Below are 20175 nucleotides of genomic sequence, written 5' to 3' on the forward strand. Positions count from 1 at the left end.
CCGATACCGATTGCCTGCTCACTCGGGGCGTAATCGCCCTGATGCAGATCATAGGTGGGGTCACCGGGGGCACGGGTACCCAGACGGAACATGGAGCCGGGAACTTCCTGCAGCATCCACGCGAAGTCTTCGCCGCCCATGGATTGCTCGACCAGCACGATGGAGTCCTCGCCCAGCTCAGCGCGAGCCGCGTTCTCCAGCATGGTGGTTTCCAGGTCGGTGTTGACAACCGGGGGCACGCCGCGGATGTGCTCCACACGCGCGTTCACGCCGAAGGGCACGGCAACCTGCTCGATGACTTCATCCAGCATGTTGCCCGCCTGGCGCCACACCTCAACATCCAGGCAACGCATGGTGCCCGCCAGGTAGCCCTCGGCGGGAATAGCATTGGGAGCAACACCGGCGCTGACCTGGCCCCATGCCACCAGCACGCCCGAACGCACGTCGGTGCGGCGGGTCAGTACGGCGGGAACCTGCACAGCAATCTGGCTCATCGCATAGATGAGGTCTTCGGTCAGGTGCGGGCGGGAGGTGTGACCGCCGTGACCGCTCAGGTGAATCTTCACGGTATCGGAGGCGCTAGTAATCGCACCGATACGGGTACCGATCTGGCCCAGGTCCACCTTCGGGTCGCAGTGCAGGGCAAAGGCACGCGGAATGTCCTTCAGCAGACCCTGCGAAATCATCTGCACCGCGCCACCGGGAAGCTGTTCCTCAGCGGGCTGGAAGAGGATACGGACGCTACGACCCAGCGGGGTCTTCTCGTTCAGTTCGTGCAGTGCCAGCGCCACGCCGAGCATAACGGTCTGGTGAATATCGTGGCCGCAGGCATGCATCACACCGGGCACGGTAGAAGCATAGGGCAGGTCGGTCTGCTCAACAATGGGCAGAGCGTCAATATCGGCGCGCAGAGCCACAGCGAAGGGGCCGCTCCCGATATCTACGTAGCAGCCGGTACCTTCGCAAGCAACGGGGTTCATGCCGGCTTCTCGCAGTCGATTCATGAGGCGCTCAGTGGTCGCCACTTCACGGAAGGAAAGCTCCGGGTTGGCGTGCACTTCGCGGCGGAACTGCACGAGGGTACCCATCATGCGCTCCACCCAGTCGTCGAAGACAGGGGTGGACAAATCGTAGCGAGAATTAGCGAAAACCATACACAGTAGAATAACGCCGTCCGCCGGGGTTTACCTACCCGCTCCCCCTTTCTGACAGCCCTCGAGAATATCTATGACTTTATGACAGATTGTGAAGAGTTTTTGTGCACGCCGAAGCCCCTGAAAATGCTCTGTGCCATCATTTCCATCAGACTTTTTCTGTCAAACAATTCAAGCCGCCACCCGGTGTGGGCGACGGCTTGAATCGTCAATGCTGTATCAGCTGATACCGCGTACTCAGATTAGAGCGAGCGGCTCAGGATTGCCTGCTTCACCTCGGCAATAGCCTTGGTAATCTGGATGCCACGGGGGCAAGCCTCGGTGCAGTTGAAGGTGGTACGGCAACGCCATACGCCTTCCTTGTCGTTGAGGATCTCCAGACGCAGGTCGCCTGCGTCATCGCGCGAGTCGAAGATGAAGCGGTGTGCGTTCACGATAGCGGAGGGGCCGAAGTACTGACCGTCGGTCCAGAAGACCGGGCAGGACGAGGTACATGCTGCGCAGAGGATGCACTTGGTGGTGTCATCGAAACGTGCACGGTCCTCAATGGTCTGCAGGCGCTCACGCTCAGGCTCGTTCGAGTCGTTGATGAAGAACGGCATAATCTCGCGGTATGCCTGGAAGAAGGGCTCCATGTCAACGATGAGGTCCTTTTCGCAGGGCAGACCCTTGATGGGCTCAACGGTAATCGGCTTGGTCAGGTCAAGGTCCTTCAGCAGGGTCTTGCAAGCCAGGCGGTTACGGCCGTTGATGCGCATTGCGTCCGAGCCGCAGATGCCGTGTGCACAGGAGCGGCGGAAGGAGACGGAGCCGTCTACTTCCCACTTGATCTTGTGTAGAGCATCCAGCACGCGGTCGGTGCGGTACATGGTCAGCGGGAATTCATCCCAGTACGCCTCGGAGGAAACTTCCGGGTTGTAGCGACGAATCTTGATGACCACATCGTAGGTGGGGATGGAGTCGGAGTCGCCGCCGGTCATACCCTCAAACAGCTTGACGGATTCCGGTTCGGGGAGTTCGTTTTCAGCCATTTTAGTACTTACGCTCCTTCGGCTCGTAGCGGGTGTAGACAACGGGCTTGGTTTCGAATCGCAGACCCTTGACACCCTCAAACTCGGATTCGGGGTCGAGGTAGACCATCGAGTGCTTCATGAAGTTAACGTCGTCACGCTTGGGGAAGTCCTCGCGGTAGTGACCACCACGGGATTCCTTACGGTGCAGTGCACCAACGGACATGACCTTTGCCAGCTCAATCAGGAAGCCGAGCTCAACAGCCTCGAGCAGGTCGAGGTTGAAGCGCTTGCCCTTGTCCTGGATGGCGATGTTCTTGTAGCGCTCTTCCAGTTCAGCAATAGTTGCCAGTGCTGCGCGGATGGTCTCGTCGGTACGGAACACCTGCATGTCAGCTTCCATAGCCTTCTGCAGGTCTGCGCGGATAGCGCCGACCTTCTCGGTGCCCTTACCTTCGAGGATGCCGTTGAGCATGTTGAGAACGCGATCTGCTGCGTCGTCCGGAACCGGTACAAACTCAGCGGATGCTGCGTACTCTGCTGCCTTGCGGCCTGCACGCTTACCGAACACGTTGATGTCCAGCAGGGAGTTGGTGCCCAGACGGTTTGCACCGTGGACGGACACGCAAGCAACCTCACCAGCTGCGTAGAGGCCGGGGATGGTCTCCTTGCTGTTGTGGTAGACCTCGGTCTCGTTGTTGGTGGGGATACCGCCCATTGCGTAGTGCGCGGTGGGGAACACCGGGATGGGCTGGTGGTGCGGTTCCACTGCCAGGTAGGTACGAGCGAACTCGGTGATGTCCGGCAGCTTCTCGTCGATGTGCGAGGGCTCCAGGTGGGTCAGGTCCAGCAGCACGTAGTCCTTGTGGGGACCGCAGCCGCGGCCTTCGCGCACCTCGTTTGCCATTGCACGTGCCACGATATCGCGGGGTGCGAGGTCCTTAATGGTGGGTGCGTAGCGCTCCATGAAGCGCTCACCGTCAGCGTTACGGAGAATACCGCCTTCACCACGAGCACCCTCGGTGACGAGAATGCCCAGGCCAGCCAGGCCGGTCGGGTGGAACTGAACGAATTCCATGTCCTCCAGGGGCAGGCCTGCACGCAGTGCGATGGCCATGCCGTCGCCGGTGAGGGTGTGGGCGTTGGAGGTGGTCTTGAAGATCTTGCCGCAACCGCCGGATGCGAAGATCACGGACTTAGCCTGGAAAACGTGGACCTCACCGGTTGCCAGGTCGTAGGAGACGACACCGGCGGGGCGGGGCTTGCCCTCTTCGTCCTTGACCAGAATCAGGTCGAGCACGTAGAACTCGTTGTAGAACTCCACATTGTGGCGAACGCAGTTCTGGTAGAGGGTCTGCAGAATCATGTGGCCGGTACGGTCAGCTGCGTAGCATGCGCGGCGCACAGCAGCCTTACCGTGGTCACGGGTGTGACCGCCGAAGCGGCGCTGGTCGATGCGGCCTTCGGGGGTTCGGTTGAAGGGAAGACCCATCTTTTCCAGGTCGAGCACAGCGTCAATAGCTTCCTTAGCCATGATTTCTGCTGCGTCCTGGTCGACCAGGTAGTCGCCACCCTTGACGGTGTCAAAGGTGTGCCACTCCCAGTTGTCCTCTTCAACGTTAGCCAGAGCGGCGCACATGCCACCCTGTGCCGCACCGGTGTGGGAGCGGGTGGGGTATAGCTTGGTCAGTACCGCGGTGCGAACTCGCTGGCCGGCCTCAATGGCGGCACGCATACCTGCGCCACCGGCACCGACGATCACTACATCGTACTTATGTACCTGCATGATGTTCTTTCTGTGTTTTAGATGTTTTCGTTTGTCTCGGATACGTCGCCGTTAGCGTGCCGAGCAGAAGCTGGGGAGCAGTTCAGCCGCTGCGCCGGAGGGGCAGGGGTCGAACGCGAAGATGGTGAGGGTACCAATGAGCAGGACGAATGCGCATGCTGCGAAGAGGATGATCTTCAACCAAGCGCGCAGGCGGTCCTTCTCTGCGTAGTCATCGATGATGACGCGGATACCGTTAGCACCGTGCAGCATAGCCAGCCAGAGCAGCAGCAGATCCCAAACCTGCCAGAAGGGGTTCGCCCACTTGCCGCCCACGAAGCCGAAGTCGATGGCGTGGATGCCGTCGCCGACCATGAGGTTGGAGAACAGGTGGCCGAAAATCAGCACGACGAGTACGACGCCGGACAGGCGCATACCGAGCCAAGCGAACATCTCAAAGTTGTTACGCTTGGAGGAGGAGCGGTTGTACTTCACACCGTCGATGCGGTTGTCACGCAGACGGGGTACATAGGTGCGGGGCTTAAGCGGAGTAGCCATAGTTTAGTGACCTCCCATGTGCGAGAAAACGATCGGCAGGTGACGTGCTGCGAAGCCAGCAACGGTGATTGCCCAGAGGAAAAGCACAACCCAGAGAATCTTGATGTGCGTGTAAGTTGCCTTCTGGCTGATTTCGACGTTGCCGTCCTTGTTCTTCGCCTGGATGTGCTCCACGTGTGAGTTGGTTGCCTTACCCCAGAAGTCAATGAGGATAATGCGGATACCGTTGAACGCGTGGTAGACGATGGCGGCGACAAGCGCGGTCTCACCCAGACCCATGATGGGGTTCTTGTACAGGCTCAGTACGCCGTTGTAGGCCTCCGGGGAGATACGCACGACGGCAGTATCCAGGATGTGTACAAGAAGGAAGAAGAAAATCGCGATACCGGTAATGCGATGAGCAACCCAGGACCACATGCCCCAGCGGCCGCGGTAGAGGGTTCCTTTAGAACCATTCAACACTGAATAACCTCCTGCTGCGACGGCGAGCTTCCGGGTTCTGAGGGGTCATTGTGACCCTCAGCTTCCGGGCACAGCTGTGTGCTCACCGACTGCTTTTGTTCGTCTGTTACTTCCAAGATATCAGGTAAATTCACAGCTTATTGACACCCTGTTTAGGGAATTTTTACAGGTTCTAAAAGTGAATTAGGGCATGTTTTTATTACCATATCGCCTACTTCCCCGTGTTTGTGGGGAACTTACCTTAACCTAACCTCAAACATCGCCTAAATGAGAGCCGCCTGACACTTTTTTGTTAAAACCTAAAAGAATTCGATATATGACAAATTCACCCGCTATTCTTGAAGCGATGAATACTGCACTCACTCGATTCCGCCCGCTCATTCCCGCCGGCGGTGTTGGCTCGCGTTTGTGGCCCCTGTCCCGCGCGCACGCCCCGAAGTTCCTGCTCGACCTCACCTCGTCGGGCAATTCTCTGCTGCGTGACACCTACGACCGTCTCATCGATCTCAGCAACGGTTCCGTCATGGTGGTTACCGGCACTTCGCACGCCAATGCGGTTACCCAGCAGATTCCTGAACTGCGGGCCGCTGACCTGGTACTGGAGCCCTCCCCCAAGGATTCGGCTGCAGCTATCGGCTTGGCTTGCGCCATCATCCACCGCCGCGAACCGGACGCTATTATCGGCTCCTTCGCAGCTGACCACGTCATCAGCCCGGTGGACGAGTTCCACCGTGTGGTGACCGAGGCTGTCATCACCGCGGCAACCGGCAAGATTGTCACCATCGGCATTACCCCCACCGAGCCCTCCAGCGCGTTTGGCTACATTCACGCCAGCGAGTCCCTGGGCATCGAGGGTGCACCCAACGCGCACGCGGTGGACACCTTCGTGGAGAAGCCGGACACCACTACCGCACAGAAGTACCTGGATTCCGGCGAGTACACCTGGAACGCAGGCATGTTCGTGGCACCGGCAGCCCTGATGCTCAAGCACCTCGAGGCGAACGAGCCCGAGCTGTACGCGGGCATCATGGAGATTGCTAACGCATGGGACACCCCCGAGCGCGAGGCCGTCATGGAGCGCGTGTGGGAGACCCTGCCCAAGACCGCTATCGACTACGCTGTGGCTGAGCCCGCTGCGGCAGCGGGCGACGTTGCAATGGTTCCCGGTTCCTTCAGCTGGGATGATGTGGGAGACTTCGACGCTGTGGCACGCCTGAACACCGAGAAGAGCGGCGAAGAGCTGACCATTCTCGGCGAGAAGGATAACGTTATCAACCACGGTTGTTCCGGCATTATTGTCGCGAATACCGACCGCAAGATCTCTATCCTTGGCCTCGACGATATCGTTGTGGTGGACACCCCCGACGCCCTGTTGGTCGCTCCGCGCTCCAAGGCACAGGCTGTCAAGGATGCAGTGGGTGAGGTCAAGGCGCGAGGCCTGAACAACCTCCTCTAAGTTTTTAGCCCTAAATGTTTAGCTCCGAGTAGGCGCTTGAACCCTACTCGAGCAAAAGACACCTCTAGAAACCGGCTCTCTTCTTTTCGGAAGGGAGCCGGTTTTTTATGCCCTGATGAGCCATTTCGCGAGTCGATTCAAGGCTTTCACCTAGTGGGGGCACAAAAGGACACTTCCTTCGGCTGGGCAGGGGCAGAATACCTTACACACCCCGCGCAGGTTGCACTTCCAGAGTCTGATACGAGCCAAGGATTAACCACTATAGAGAACCATTCTCATGTTAGTCTTGGTGCATGCACATGACCCGTAAGTTTTTCCTCACCCGCGCCGGCGCACTCGGCGCAGTAGCCGCCCTCGCCCTGACTGCATGCGGCTCACAGGCCACCCAGAATACACAGACCAGCCCCAGCGCCTCCACCTCCGCGAGCGCAACTCCCGCACCCATCACCGAAGGCAAGGGCGCGGCAAGCCGCGTCGCCATCACCTACGACGGTGGCGTGCTCGTTTACGACGCCAAGGACATGAAGCTGCTCGCAGACATCCCCAAGGAAGGCTTCCTGCGCCTCTCCGACGCTGGCGATAACCGCCACCTCGTCGTTGCAGACGGTAACAGCTACACCTTCCTGGACACCGGCGTATGGTCCGTAGCGCACGGCGACCACTCGCACTACTACACCACTTCCCCGTCGCTGTCCTCGCTGTCTCTGGCGGCTGACCACACCGGTCACGTCATCAAGGACAACGGCAAGGTCGCGGCATTCGCTGACGGCACCGGCTCCTTCGCTGTGTACAACCCGGCGAAGCTGACCCATGACAAGCGCACCGCCTCCTCTCTGGAGACTACCACCGTCACCCTGCCGAAGCCGCACCACGGCTTCGCAATCCCGCTGCCCAACGACCAGTACCTGGTAGCGGTCGGCGACTCGAAGACCCGCACCGGTGCCGCTGTTGTGGATGCTCAGGGCAAGACCGTCACCGAGAGCCCCGCCTGCCCCGGCGTTCACGGTGAAGCCATCGCCAAGGACGGCGCGTTCTCCATCGGCTGCACCGACGGCGCGCTAGTCTACAAGGACGGCAAGTTCACCAAGATCACCAACCCCGAGGACCCGTACTCGCGTTCCGGCAACCAGGCCGGTAAGGCTGACTCCCAGTACGTTCTGGCGGACTACAAGACCGACAAGGACGCTAAGCTGGAGCGCCCCGAGAAGTTCTCCATTATCGACACCGTTGCGGCAACCCGCACCGTCTACTCCCTGCCTTCTGGCGTGAGCTACACCTTCCGTTCGCTGGCTCGCGGTCCCCAGGGTGAGGCGCTGCTACTGACCACCGACGGTAAGCTGCGCGTCTTCGATCCTGCAACCGGCGCCGAGCTGGGCTCCGTACAGCTCATGGAGGCGTGGACCGAGTCTGAGACGTGGCAGGACGAGCGTCCGGCACTGTGGGTGGACGGTAAGACCGCCTACGTGACCGACCCGGCGACCAAGAAGCTCATTGCGGTGTCCCTGTCGAACCCGGCAGCACCGAAGGAGCTGATGAGCGTGGAGCTTCCGAAGACCCCGAACGAGATCCTGGGTGTCTCCTCCTCGAACGCTGCACCGGTTGAGGCTGAGGCTCACGGCGCAGAAGCTCACGGCTCGGCTTCCTCCTCGGCTTCCGTTGACGCGCACGAGCACGAAGCTCATGAGGGCCACTCCCACTAGGGCTCTCACGCTGAGATAAACCTAGTGAAAGCATAAAGAGAGATGCGACCGATAGTTTATCGGTCGCATCTCTCTTTATGTTTTCCAGGTTGATACGCCTGCTCCTAACGCAACGGCAGAACCGTCATCTCTTCCCAGTCCTGCCCGTCATAGGAGTAGCAGTGTAGGTGATCCACGGTGAAGGTGCGCTGCTCGGCGGGCAGAGCATCAAACACCTCACGGGCGTTCGCCACCTGCTCTTCCGTGAGCCCGTGACCCAGGGTCACGTGCGGCACATAGGGGAAGGACGCCGCGCCGGCACCGAATAGCTCAACCAGCTTCTGGTGAATCTGCTCGAACTCGGCCCTACCCGCCTCCAGGTTCAGGTACTCCACCTCGGTGACCGGGCGGAAGGAGTGTACCGAACCCCAGCGCGCCTCAAAACGCGGCGTGTCCAGCGCCTCGCGGAACTGCGGGGACTGCACCGCAGCCAGCAGCGATTCTGTCAGCTCCGTCAGGTACACGGTCACGTGCGTGCTAATCGGTGCCGCAGCACCGCCAACTACCGTGCGCTTCCACTCTTCCAGGCGCTGAACATTCTCACCGCTCACATGCGCAATAACGCTCAGGTAGCGGTGACCGGGTTTCAGGGTCGGGGATACAGGAGCCGTCGTGGGGCTCGAAGAGTTCTCTTGTGCTGTCATCTCAATCGTGCAGGTAATGCGGCGTCTCAGCCGGACTGGCTGAACAGCGCGCTAGATTGCTGCGGCAGGCAGGAAGCCAACCTTCTTGTACACGTTCTCAATGGTGACCGTAGCGATCTCGCGGGCAGCGGATGCACCCACAGCCAGCAGGCGGTCCAGCTCGGCGGGATCGTCCATCAGCTCGAGGGTACGCTCACGCACCGGGGTGAGGCGCTCCACCACGATATCGGCAAGGTCAACCTTCAGGTGGCCGTACATCTTGCCCTCGTAGCGTGCCACGATCTCGTCGATGCTCTCGCCGGTCATTGCCGAGTAGATGGAGAGCAGGTTGGAGACGCCGGGCTTAGCCTCGCGGTCGTAGGCGATGACGGAGCCATCATCGGTCACGGCGGACTTAATCTTCTTCTGGGTTGTCTTGGGGGTGTCCAGAAGCTTAATCAGGCCCTTGTCGGTGGCTGCAGACTTGGACATCTTCGAGGTCGGGTCCTGCAGGTCGTAAATCTTAGCGGTTTCCTTCAGAATCACCGGCTCGGGCACCACGAAGGTCTCACCGAAACGGGAGTTGAAGCGCTGAGCCAGGTTACGGGTCAGCTCCAGGTGCTGACGCTGGTCCTCGCCCACGGGCACGCCGTCCACCTGGTAGAGCAGGATGTCGGCAGCCATCAGAATCGGGTAGGTGAATAGACCCACGGAGGCGTTCTCGGCACCCTGCTTCTGGGACTTGTCCTTGAACTGGGTCATACGGGAGGCCTCACCGAAGCCGGTGAAGCAGTTCAGAATCCACGCCAGCTGGGCGTGCTCGGGCACGTGCGACTGCACGAACAGCGGGGTGCGGGTCGGGTCAATGCCGGAGGCGATGTACTGCGCCGCGGTCAGGCGGGTGCGCTCACGCAGTTCCTCGGGGTTCTGCGGAACGGTGATGGCGTGCATATCCGGGATAAAGAACAGGCATTCGTTATTCGGGTCGTCCTGCAACGCCACCCAGTTGTTCACGGCACCAATGTAGTTACCCAGGTGCATCGAATCAGCCGACGGCTGCGCACCCGAGTAGATACGCGCCTTCTGCTGAGAGGCGTTAGGGATGAGGGACTTATCCTGCTTCTTTTCGTCTGCCATAGTTATTTCCTGTGCAGTTCTTCCTGTGCGGTGCTGCGGACGGTGCAGCACATCTTCAAAAACTTATCTGTAGGTGGGTCCGCGTCTTACTCGCCGATGCGGTAGTCAACCACCAGCGGCGCGTGGTCGCTGAAACGCTCATCGTAGCTTGCCGCGCGGTCCACGACCGCCTCCACGGCGCTTTCGGCGAGCGCCGGGGTCGCCATGTGGTAGTCGATACGCCAGCCGGCGTCGTTATCGAACGCCTTACCGCGGTAGGACCACCAGGTGTAGGGGCCGGGCACCTGACCCGCCAACTCACGAGCCACATCGCGGTATCCGATATCGCCGAAGAAGCGGTCAAAGTAGGCGCGTTCCTCCGGCAGGAAGCCGGCACGCTTCTGGTTAGCCTTCCAGTTCTTAATGTCCAGCTCGGTGTGGCCCACGTTCAAATCGCCCACAATGAGCACGTGGTCCGAGTGCTTAGCCAGCTCAGGCATGCGCACCAGCATACGCTCCAGGAAGCGGTACTTATCCTCCTGCTTCTGGGTGCCGACCTCGCCGGAGTGAACGTAGGCGCTGACCACAGTCAGGGTCTTGCCGTTGGGCAGAACGTAGTCCGCCTCAACCCAGCGGCCCGAGTCGTCAAAGTACTCTTCGCCGATGTTCGAGCGGGTTGCGACCGGCTGGTTCTCCAGAACCTCACCGGCGGAGTTCGGGGTGCGGCGGGTCGCCACCAGAACGCCGGCACGGCCCTTAGCGGCAGCCTCCGCGTGCAGAATATGCCACTGGGATTCGTCCAGCAGCTCACGCACGATAGCGTCGGGGGCGCGCACCTCCTGCAGGCAGAGAATGTCGATGTCACGGCTCGCCAACCACGCCGCCATATCCTTCTTGTAGGCGGCTCGGATACCGTTCACATTCACGCTTGCCACGCGAAGCAGACCGCTCGGGCGCGGTGCAGGAGTAGTAGAAAAATGCATAGTCTTAATTATGCCAGTTTGAAGGAAGAGAAATTTTCACTCGTGCGCGTTTTTTCTCTGGCTGAACGGTAAACTATTGGGTGATGAATTCACACTCCTCACAGACCACCGACCACGGTGCCCCCTCACATTCTGCGGGCACCACCACACCCGAAAGTACTGCTCACAACGCTGAGAGCCGCTACGAGCTACCCCCGATTCCCGGCCCGAAGTATGAGCAGGTTATCCACTACATTGAGCAGCGCTACATTATTCCCGGCAAGCCCGGCGATAAGCTGCCCACCGAGCGCATGATTCAGCAGAACTTTGGGGTGAGCCGCCAGACGGTTCGTAGCGCCCTGAAGGTTCTGATTGAACGCGGCCTGCTCTACAACGTGCAGGGCTCCGGCACCTACGTTGCCGAGCGTAGCGACGCCACCTACATTCCGCGCGTGGACACCTTCGTTGACGACATGCGCCGCCGCGGCTTTGAAGGCTCCACCCGTATGATTGCGACCCGCTGGATGGACGCTACCGAAGAGATCTCCACTCACCTGTCCGTGCCGGTGGGCGAGAAGGTGCTGTTCGTGCGCCGTCTGCGCCTTGCCGACCACGAAGTCATCGGTTTTGAGCGTTCCTACTTCGTGAAGGCAGCCGCAAGCAGCATCCTGGACGCCATGATGGCGGAAATGTCCGGCACCTCGAGCTCCCTCGATCAGCTCGCTGACACTCCCAGCGCCATTAAGCACGCTCGCGTACGCACCAGCGCGGCGCTCTTCACCGACGCCGACGCCGAAGCGTTCAACCAGCAGGTACCCGTGGGCGAGGCGGCGTTCAAGGTCTGCGCAACCTGCTACACCGAAGAAGGTAGCCCCGTCGAGTATGCAGAGACCCTGTACCTCGCCGATGCCTACTTCTACGAGATGATTCTCTAGCATCTGCCTTTTCTTGTGATGACAGTGTGAAGGGCGGTGCCCCGGTAGAACAATCTACCGGGGCACCGCCCTTTTGAGTTATCAGCTCTGAAATGCTGCGAGCCTTATGCCGCCTGACGCTCCGCGGTCTCAACCACGTTCACCAGCAGCTCCGCGCGGGTCATCGGGCCCACACCACCGGGGTTCGGGGAAACCCAGGACGCCTTCTCGGCAGCTTCGGGAGAGACGTCGCCGAAGAGCTTCTTCTTGCCGGTCTCCGGGTCCTCAGCGCGGGAAACACCGACGTCCAGCAGGATTGCGCCGTCCTTGACCTGGTGAGCCTTCAGCACGTGCGGAACACCCACAGCGGCGACAATAACGTCTGCCTCGCGCAGCACCTCGTCCAGGTTCTCGGTACCGGTGTGCGCCAGGGTTGCGGTTGCGTTCACCTCACGGCGGGTCAGCAGCAGACCCAGCGGGCGACCCACGGTAATGCCGCGGCCGAGCACCACAACGTTCTTGCCGTTCCAGTCGATGCCGTGGCGCTTGACCAGCTCAATCACACCGTTCGGGGTGCAGGGAAGCGGAGAATCCAGCGGCTCAGAAACGTTCAGTACGAGCTTGCCGAGGTTGGTCGGGTGCAGGCCGTCAGCGTCCTTCTCGGGGGCGATGCGCTCGAGCACGCGGTTGGTGTCCAGATGCTTGGGCAGGGGCAGCTGCACAATGTAGCTGGTGCACGCCGGGTCGTTGTTCAGCTTGTCGATCTCTGCGTCGAGCTCTTCCTGAGTGATGTCACCGGGCAGGTCCACGCGGATGGAGTTAATACCGATCTCTGCGCAGTCGCGGTGCTTAGCGCCCACGTACGAGCGGGATGCCGGGTCGTCACCGACCAGGACGGTACCCAGGCCGGGGGTAATACCCTTAGCCTTGAGCGCCTCGACGCGCTCCTTCAGCTCCGCCTTGATGGCTGCGGCGGTTGCGTTACCGTCTAGAATCTGGGGCATTATTTTTCCTTCCATAGATTGCGGCGGGTTCGCCGAAACGGATGGTCTATGTGTTGGGTTCTAGGGTGTGTGCTTAGGGGCACCACTCCCCCGCTACCTCCCTCGACGGATGTGGCGGGTAGAGCAGCATAAAGCATGAGGGCGAAATAACCCCGCCCGCGCATCAGCCACACAGGCGGATGCGCGAACGGGGTTATTCATGGATCTACCAGTTCTCGCTGCCCTGGTAGAGGGGGTACTTGGCGCAGAGCGCGTCCACGCGAGCGCGCAGTGCCGCAATGTCCGGGTTCGGCAGCAGCACGGAAGCGATAATGTCAGCCACCTCGGTGAAGCCCTCGGCGTCGAAGCCGCGGGTAGCCAGCGCGGAGGTACCGATACGCAGACCGGAGGTCACCATCGGCGGGCGCGGGTCGTTCGGCACAGCGTTACGGTTGACGGTGATGCCGGCATCGTGCAGCAGGTCCTCCGCTTCCTTGCCGTTGAGGGCGTGGTGACGCAGGTCGACGAGCACCAGGTGAACGTCGGTACCGCCGGATGCAATCGAAACGCCGGCGTCCTTCACGTCCTGCTGCAGCAGGCGGTTCGCCAGAATCTGTGCGCCCTCAATGGTGCGCTTCTGACGGTCTTTGAAGCCCTCGGATGCGGCAACCTTGAATGCGGTAGCCTTTGCCGCAATCACGTGCATGAGCGGGCCGCCCTGCTGGCCGGGGAACACTGCGGAGTCAATCTTCTTCTTCAGTTCCTCAGTGCAGAGGATGAAGCCGGAACGGGGGCCGCCCAGGGTCTTGTGCACGGTGGAGGAGACCACGTGTGCGTGCGGGACGGGGTTCGGGTGCAGACCCGCAGCCACCAGGCCCGCGAAGTGTGCCATATCCACCCACAGGTACGCGCCGATTTCGTCAGCAATCGCGCGGAACGCGGCGAAGTCCAGGTGGCGGGGGTATGCGGACCAGCCGGCAATAATCAGCTTGGGGCGCTCAGCCAGAGCCAGCTCACGCACCTGCTCCATGTCAACGCGGCCGTTCTCATCCACGCCGTACGCAACAACGTTGTACAGCTTGCCGGAGACGTTCAGCTTCATGCCGTGAGTCAGGTGGCCACCGTGTGCCAGGGACAGACCCATGATGGTGTCGCCGGGGTTCAGCAGCGCGTGCATGACGGCGTTGTTCGCCTGCGCACCGGAGTGGGGCTGAACGTTAGCGTGCTCAGCGCCGAAGAGTTCCTTCACGCGGGAGATAGCGAGGTCCTCAACGATGTCAACGAATTCGCAGCCGCCGTAGTAGCGGCGGCCGGGGTAACCCTCAGCGTACTTGTTGGTCAGTACCGAGCCCTGGCTTTCGAGGACGGCACGGGGGACGAAGTTCTCGGATGCAATCATCTCGAGGGTGTTCTGCTGGCGCTTGCGCTCCAGCTCAATGGCTTCTGCAACCTCGGGGTCGAGGTCGGCGAGGGGCATCTCGAGGATCTTCTGCTCGGACATTACGCTCCTGGGAGTGTTTTTGCGTTATCTTCGGTCGCTCATCATCGGGGTTGCCGCGGCGTGTGCCGGGCGGTCTTCGGGAGGCGGCGGGCGCCTCCAGCTGAAAACCCCGAATGAAAAAATATGAGCTACACCTCATAATACCGTAAAGCCCGCTTTCCTTCGAGAAGGAAAACGGGCTTTACCAAGCATCACGATGAAGTTTTCACGGTGTCTGCGCGAGTCCAGCGCGGAGCGCGCAACACACCCCGGCAAGGCTTATCAGTAGCAGTTTACGCAGGTCTGCGAACCCTACGCCTGACGCAGGATAGCGGAAGCATACTCCAGGTACGCCTCGCGAGCGCTTTCCTTCTTACCGCCAGCCACCAGCTGGGTCTGCACCACGTAACCGGTCAGCACCGACAGCACAGCGGCACCAATTACGGTCAGCCACTCCTCGAGCTCCTCTTCGGTGAAGTCCAGCTCAGCGGCACCCCAGGTGCGGTAGCGCTCCAGGGACTGATCGCGCAGGTAGCTCAGCTGCTCAGAAACCACGGTCGCCAGCTGCGGCATTGCCACAGCCTCACCCCAGGTGACGAGCAGGTGACGGCGAATCTTGGGGGTATCCAGCACCTTCAGGCACCCGAACACGTAGTCCCAGGGCTGCTCGGCGCGGATGCGGTCGAAGGGCGCCATGTCCATGCGGGCTGCCGCCAGGATGATCTCATCCTTGGAGGAGAAGTGGTTATAAATCGCTCCAGCAGACAGGCCGGTGGCCGCAATAATATCGCTCATCGAAGCCTTCTGATAACCGTGCTTGATGAAGCATTCGCGGGCGGTCTCTACAATCTGAGAACGCCTGTTCTTTTTGTATTCTTCGCTGACTTTAGGCACAACCTAATCCTAGCGAACTTTTAGCCAATCCGTGCGCATCCTGGTCGCCGTTGACGCGCCCGCACGCGCAAATTCGGCGCAAAATAGAGCAAAAATTCTATAAATCTGCTTGCCCACAATACGGATGCCCTGCGGGCGTCCTAAGTAGCAAGCACGAAAAAGCGGGGCACCCGGGTTCCCCTCGAAAGGTTCACCCTAGAATGCCCCGCTCACGGCAGGCAGCTCAGCACGCGCTGAGCCCGCTACACGTTTTTAGTGGAAGAAGTGGCGGGTACCGGTCAGGTACATGGTCACACCGGCAGCCTTAGCCGCCTCGATAACTTCCTCATCGCGGATCGAACCGCCCGGGTGCACAACGGCACGCACGCCAGCGTCCAGCAGTACCTGCAGGCCGTCAGCGAAGGGGAAGAACGCGTCGGATGCTGCAACCGCACCGCGGGCACGCTCGTTACCTTCACCGCCGAGGGTGTTCGCACGCTCAACCGAGAGCTTGCAGGAATCCACGCGGTTCACCTGACCCATGCCGATACCCACAGCGGCGCCGTTATCGGCAAGCAGAATAGCGTTGGACTTGGGCGAACGCAGTGCACGCCACGCGAACTCGAGGTCGCGCAGGGTTGCCTCGTCAGCAGCCTCGCCAGCAACCAGGGTCCAGTTCTTCGGGTCATCGCCCTCAGCCTGCAGGCGGTCAGCCTCCTGGAAGAGCGCACCACCGGAAATGGGGCGGTACTCGATAGCCTCGCGGGCGAAGTCCTCGGGCAGCACCAGCAGGCGCAGGTTCTTCTTCTCACGCAGAATCTCCAGCGCCTCGGGCTCGTAGCCGGGAGCCACGACAACCTCGGTGAAGATGCCCTTGACGGTCTGAGCCATAGCGGCGGTCACCGGGCGGTTAGCGGCAATCACGCCACCGTATGCGGACAGCGGGTCGCAAGCGTGCGCCTTCGCGTGAGCGTCCGCAATCGGATCGGCGGCACCGGGGGTTGCCACAGCAATACCGCAGGGGTTGTTGTGCTTGATAACGGCAACAGCGGGCTCGTCGAAGTCGTAAGCAGCACGCAGAGCGGCGTCAGCATCAACGTAGTTGTTGTAGCTCATCGCCTTACCGTGCAGCTGCTCCGCCTGAGCAATACCGGGGGCAGCGGCGGGGTCAACGTACAGGGCGGCACGCTGGTGCGGGTTCTCGCCGTAACGCAGAGTCTCGCTACGCTCGAAGCCCAGGCCAGCGTACGGGGGCCAGAAGTTAGCGCCCTCATCCTGCAGGAACTGGGATGCAGTCCAGGTAGCCACAGCGGTGTCGTATGCGGCGGTGTGGGCGAATGCGCCAGCGGCAAGGCGGCGGCGCTCGTCCAGGGAGAAACCACCGTTCTTAGCGGCCTCAACGGTGCGCGCGTAATCGGCAGGGTCTACAACAATAGCGACGGCGTCGTGGTTCTTCGCGGCAGCGCGAACCATGGAGGGGCCGCCAATGTCGATCTTCTCGATGATGGCGTCCTGACCGGCACCGGATGCGACGGTCTCAACGAAGGGGTACAGGTTCACGACGACCAGGTCGAACGCCTCAACGTCCAGCTCTTCAAGGGTGTCGATGTGCTCCTGCTTGCGGCGGTCCGCCAGAATACCGGCGTGGATGCGCGGGTGCAGGGTCTTCACGCGGCCTTCGAGGCACTCGGGGAAACCGGTCACTTCGGTGACCTCGGTGACGGGTACGCCTGCTGCCGCGATGGTGGATGCAGTGGAGCCGGTGGAGACCAGCGCGACGCCAGCCTCGTGCAGGCCGCGGGCGAACTCCTCCAGACCGGTCTTGTCGTAGACGGAAATCAGGGCGCGGCGCAGGGGCACGCGATCGAGCTCAATAAGAGACACAAATACTCCGATGCTTTAGACGTGCACGCCGGATTTCGGCGGCACAGCTGGTGGATGGACGTAGCCTACCCGCGAAGAAGGGCAGGATATGTGTGGGGGTATTCCCCGCCGCTGTGCACCGGCTCCTCGAGGGTACGCGGGTGCCACAACGGAACGTGTATGGGCGGCGGGGTTTGAGCTCGGCTCATTCCGCCGCGAAAAATGTAGTGGGCGGAACTAGCTGTGAGATGCAGCGAGAGACGCGATGGTCTGCACGAGCAGGCGGCGCTCCTGCACCTTAATGCGTTCGTGCAGGGTCTCTTCGGTGTCGTCATCCAGAACGGGCACTGCCGCCTGGGCGAGGATGGGGCCGGTGTCAACGCCAGCATCCACAAAATGGACGGTCAGGCCGGTAATCTTCACACCGTGCGCCAGGGCGTCACGCACGCCGTGCGCACCCGGGAAGGAGGGCAGCAGGGCGGGGTGGGTGTTGATGATGCGGTTGCTGAAACGCTCAACCAGCTGCGCGTCAACAATGCGCATGAAGCCGGCGAACACAATGTAATCGGGCTCGTAGGAAGCAATCTTTTCTTCCAGCGCACGGTTCCAGGAGGGGCGGTCGGCGTAGTCGCCGGGCTGAACCAGGAAGGTGGGTACACCCGCCGCCTGGGCACGCTCAATGCCCAGACAGGGCTTGTCGGCGCCCACTGCCGCAATTTCGAGGGGAAGCTCGCCCGCCGCTACGGCGTCGAGGATGGACTGAAGATTCGTTCCGGAGCCGGATACCATAACCACAATTCGCACCCGACTAGTATAACCCGTCTCACACCCTTATCCAAAGGGGTAAGAGGTTCACAACGCACCCAAAACCCAAAGGTGAATACGAAGAAACCCCGGCGGGACAAATCCTCACCGGGGTTCACTAGGGTTTGCAGGAGTTAGCGGGGCGAAAACTCAACAGGTCGCGAACTCAATAGGTCACGGGCACACAGGGCGGTACCCTTATAGGTATGTCTACTCCCCCGCAGAACACTCCGAACAACACCCCGAACAACGGCGCACCGCAGAACCAGCAGGTTCCGCCGCGAGCGCCTCAGCAGGCACCTCAGAACATGATGCCGCAGCCTCGAGGGCCTCAGGGTAAGAAGCCGCGCAAGCCCATCGACCCCATCGAGCAACAGAAGGCGAACATGCGCACCGCCCTGCTGCTCATCGTAGCCGCTCTGGTCATCTTTGCGGCCTCTTCCTTCGTGCTCTCCACGATGCCGCTCTTCTTGGCGCTCTTCCTCTTCGCGCTGGTCGGCATTGGCCTGAGCATTGTTGCGATCGTGCGCACCGCAGTCTACCGCGGCCCCTGGTTCTTCTACATTGCCGCGGGCGTCAGCATCATCTACGGCACCATGACCCTGCTCGGTGGCATTGGTCTCGCCTTCATGCCCGGCGCGCAGGAGTACCGTCAGTGCCGCGCCGCCGCGCTGACCCAGACCGACATGTACACCTGCGACCAGAAGTTCCAGGGCACGATGGACAAGCTCACCGGCGCGTCCAGCTCTAGTTCTTCTGCAGCTCGTTAGGGGTTCTGCGCGCTAGTTCTTCTTGCGGGCGTTAGAACCCTGCGCATTAGAGCCCTGGGACTTCGAGGAGCTGACATCCAGCGGGGGCAGCTCCACGGTAGACGCCTCATCGGTCACCAGCGGAAGGATGCCGGTCTGGCTACGAACCTCAAAGATGCGGCTCATCGCCTGATCGGCTGAGAGGACATCCAGCTCGCGATCCACAAAATCACGTTCTAGGTCGTTCTTCTGCTTCTTGCGTGCCGCCTTAGCCGCCTTCTTCGCCTCGCGCTTCTGCGCACGCTCAAGCGCGCGGTCATTGGCGCGATCCGGCGCGGCAGATTCAGCGTGGGCGGCGTCAGCCGAGTTATCCTGCGCTGATTCATCCTGCACGATGGCGGGCTGCTCAAGACCAAAACCGAAGTACGCCATAATGCGGCTCGCGCGACCCTTCGAACGCGGCGTTTGCTCCGCGGGCTCTTCAACAGCGCTCTCACGCTCAGCCGCTACAGATTCAGCAGCCTTGTAGACGGGCTCCTGAATCAGCTCGCGGGTCTCCTCCTCGGAGGGGTCATGCGCGTACACGGCGGGGTTATAAGTGCCGTGTTCGTCAGCAGTGTACTCGTTGGAGGCAGGCTCAACAGATGCTTCAATGCTCTCGTAATCCTCAGCCTGCGCAGAGTCAGAGTGGGCAGAGTCAGAGTGGGCAGAGTGCAGGTAATCGACCTGCTGCACGGCCTCAATCGGCTCGTACTCCTCAGCAGAGTGCTCTTCAGTAGCAGCCTCTTCGGAGGAGGGCTCTTCAGCCACCTCTTCGCGCTCTGCAATAATCTCGGCGAAAGCGTCCGCCGCCGCACGCTGCGCCAGCTGCTCGGTCGCTTCCACGGGGACGGCAACCACAGGCTCCTGCGGATGCACCGGAACATGACCGGTCGCCACCTCAGACACAGCAGACTGCTCAGACTCAGAGACATTCTTCTCAGAAACCTTCTTAGAGGCAGCCGCGCGTGCCGCCTCCTCAGCCTCACGCTCTGCAGCTTCACGCTCAGCCGCCTCACGTGCCGCGGCTTCCTCAGCCTCACGCTCCATACGCTCTGCACGTGCCTGCGCACGCTGCTCACGACGCTCCGCAAAACGCTCACGGCCCTGTGCAAAACGCTCACGAGTCGAGGCAGTAAAACTCATCAGACGCTCACCCAAGTTCGGGCGCTCATCCGCAAAACGAGGCAGCTCACGGCTGCTATCCGGCACCAGGGCGCGGCTCAGCAACATACCGAAAGTCACGCCGGCACCCACCGTCAACGCGGTATGCGCCGCAAAAGTCAGCGGCTCAGCACCAACCTCCGTAAAACGACCAATACCCAGGGAGCCGTACGAAATCCAGCCCAGCCACAGGGCACCAAACGACGTCATAATACCGGTCATCACACCCAGCACCACCGCAGAAATCAACGCAGACAGCGGGCGGAACGGAACCTTCAGGGAAACCCACTCATCCAGGTGATCCTCACCCTCACGCAAGAACCACCAGCCAGCAATCGCACCGGCACCCAGCGGCACCAGCAGACCCACCAGACCGAACGTGCCCATCGACTCGGGCACAGCACCCAGAATCGGAAGCATCGGCAAAGTACCAACATCACTACTGGTCAAACCAACCGAGG

General features: G+C 61.0%; 18 protein-coding genes. 4 read left to right on the plus strand and 14 right to left on the minus strand.

Going from position 1 to position 20175, the window contains the following annotated elements; translation table 11 throughout:
- From HXO69_RS06155 to sdhC, 5 genes are all read right to left on the minus strand, one after another.
- The coding region (locus tag HXO69_RS06155; protein ID WP_296545947.1) for an amidohydrolase at nt 1-1154 on the minus strand (1154 nt) is incomplete at its 3' end.
- A 242-nt stretch (nt 1155-1396) separates the two neighbouring features.
- On the minus strand, nt 1397-2185 hold the full coding sequence (locus HXO69_RS06160) for a succinate dehydrogenase iron-sulfur subunit (RefSeq protein ID WP_005508960.1): 789 nt from the start codon (nt 2183-2185) through the stop codon (nt 1397-1399).
- 1 nt (nt 2186) lies between these two features.
- Complete coding sequence (sdhA, locus tag HXO69_RS06165; RefSeq protein WP_049338687.1) at nt 2187-3950, minus strand: succinate dehydrogenase flavoprotein subunit; 1764 nt, start codon at nt 3948-3950, stop codon at nt 2187-2189.
- Between the two features lie 51 nt (nt 3951-4001).
- On the minus strand, nt 4002-4487 hold the full coding sequence (locus tag HXO69_RS06170; protein ID WP_049327899.1) for a succinate dehydrogenase hydrophobic membrane anchor subunit: 486 nt from the start codon (nt 4485-4487) through the stop codon (nt 4002-4004).
- Nucleotides 4488-4490: 3 nt separating this feature from the next.
- A complete protein-coding gene (sdhC, locus tag HXO69_RS06175; protein WP_005506819.1) occupies nt 4491-4949 on the minus strand; it encodes a succinate dehydrogenase, cytochrome b556 subunit in 459 nt (152 codons plus the stop codon).
- Nucleotides 4950-5295: 346 nt separating this feature from the next.
- Here sdhC and HXO69_RS06180 point away from each other — a divergent pair, with 346 nt between their 5' ends.
- Both HXO69_RS06180 and HXO69_RS06185 read left to right on the plus strand, forming a co-directional pair.
- Nucleotides 5296-6405, plus strand: coding sequence for a mannose-1-phosphate guanylyltransferase (locus HXO69_RS06180; protein ID WP_049362038.1), 1110 nt, complete (start codon nt 5296-5298; stop codon nt 6403-6405).
- A 299-nt stretch (nt 6406-6704) separates the two neighbouring features.
- Complete coding sequence (locus tag HXO69_RS06185) at nt 6705-8105, plus strand: hypothetical protein (RefSeq protein ID WP_296545950.1); 1401 nt, start codon at nt 6705-6707, stop codon at nt 8103-8105.
- A gap of 104 nt (nt 8106-8209) precedes the next feature.
- On the opposite strand, the gene HXO69_RS06190 is transcribed toward HXO69_RS06185, so the two are convergent.
- The 3 genes from HXO69_RS06190 to HXO69_RS06200 all read right to left on the minus strand — a co-directional run bounded on the left by HXO69_RS06190 (nt 8210) and on the right by HXO69_RS06200 (nt 10866).
- On the minus strand, nt 8210-8788 hold the full coding sequence (locus HXO69_RS06190; RefSeq protein WP_296545952.1) for a 2'-5' RNA ligase family protein: 579 nt from the start codon (nt 8786-8788) through the stop codon (nt 8210-8212).
- Nucleotides 8789-8839: 51 nt separating this feature from the next.
- On the minus strand, nt 8840-9904 hold the full coding sequence (trpS, locus tag HXO69_RS06195; protein ID WP_049338682.1) for a tryptophan--tRNA ligase: 1065 nt from the start codon (nt 9902-9904) through the stop codon (nt 8840-8842).
- An 86-nt stretch (nt 9905-9990) separates the two neighbouring features.
- On the minus strand, nt 9991-10866 hold the full coding sequence (locus HXO69_RS06200) for an exodeoxyribonuclease III (protein WP_296545955.1): 876 nt from the start codon (nt 10864-10866) through the stop codon (nt 9991-9993).
- Nucleotides 10867-10946: 80 nt separating this feature from the next.
- On the opposite strand from HXO69_RS06200, the gene HXO69_RS06205 reads away from it, so the two are divergent.
- Entirely contained in the window at nt 10947-11780 is an 834-nt protein-coding gene (locus HXO69_RS06205; protein ID WP_407072260.1) for a GntR family transcriptional regulator, read from the plus strand.
- Between the two features lie 104 nt (nt 11781-11884).
- Here HXO69_RS06205 and HXO69_RS06210 read toward each other — a convergent pair whose 3' ends face one another.
- From HXO69_RS06210 to purN, 5 genes are all read right to left on the minus strand, one after another.
- Nucleotides 11885-12763: a bifunctional methylenetetrahydrofolate dehydrogenase/methenyltetrahydrofolate cyclohydrolase gene (locus HXO69_RS06210; protein ID WP_294603980.1), complete on the minus strand. Its 879-nt coding sequence runs from the start codon at nt 12761-12763 to the stop codon at nt 11885-11887.
- A 205-nt stretch (nt 12764-12968) separates the two neighbouring features.
- Nucleotides 12969-14243, minus strand: coding sequence for a serine hydroxymethyltransferase (glyA, locus tag HXO69_RS06215; protein WP_296545958.1), 1275 nt, complete (start codon nt 14241-14243; stop codon nt 12969-12971).
- Nucleotides 14244-14534: 291 nt separating this feature from the next.
- Nucleotides 14535-15116, minus strand: a complete 582-nt coding sequence (locus HXO69_RS06220; RefSeq protein WP_294627700.1) for a TetR/AcrR family transcriptional regulator — start codon at nt 15114-15116, stop codon at nt 14535-14537.
- Between the two features lie 252 nt (nt 15117-15368).
- On the minus strand, nt 15369-16979 hold the full coding sequence (gene purH / locus HXO69_RS06225; RefSeq protein WP_296545960.1) for a bifunctional phosphoribosylaminoimidazolecarboxamide formyltransferase/IMP cyclohydrolase: 1611 nt from the start codon (nt 16977-16979) through the stop codon (nt 15369-15371).
- Nucleotides 16980-17195: 216 nt separating this feature from the next.
- On the minus strand, nt 17196-17747 hold the full coding sequence (gene purN, locus HXO69_RS06230; RefSeq protein ID WP_296545967.1) for a phosphoribosylglycinamide formyltransferase: 552 nt from the start codon (nt 17745-17747) through the stop codon (nt 17196-17198).
- A 221-nt stretch (nt 17748-17968) separates the two neighbouring features.
- Here purN and HXO69_RS06235 point away from each other — a divergent pair, with 221 nt between their 5' ends.
- Nucleotides 17969-18532: a 4-hydroxyphenylpyruvate dioxygenase gene (locus tag HXO69_RS06235; protein WP_296545961.1), complete on the plus strand. Its 564-nt coding sequence runs from the start codon at nt 17969-17971 to the stop codon at nt 18530-18532.
- Between the two features lie 12 nt (nt 18533-18544).
- Here HXO69_RS06235 and HXO69_RS06240 read toward each other — a convergent pair.
- The coding region (locus tag HXO69_RS06240) for a DUF6350 family protein (RefSeq protein WP_296545963.1) at nt 18545-20175 on the minus strand (1631 nt) is incomplete at its 5' end.

The sequence above is a fragment of the Rothia sp. (in: high G+C Gram-positive bacteria) genome, assembly GCF_015265375.1.
In the GTDB taxonomy this organism is placed as follows: domain Bacteria; phylum Actinomycetota; class Actinomycetes; order Actinomycetales; family Micrococcaceae; genus Rothia.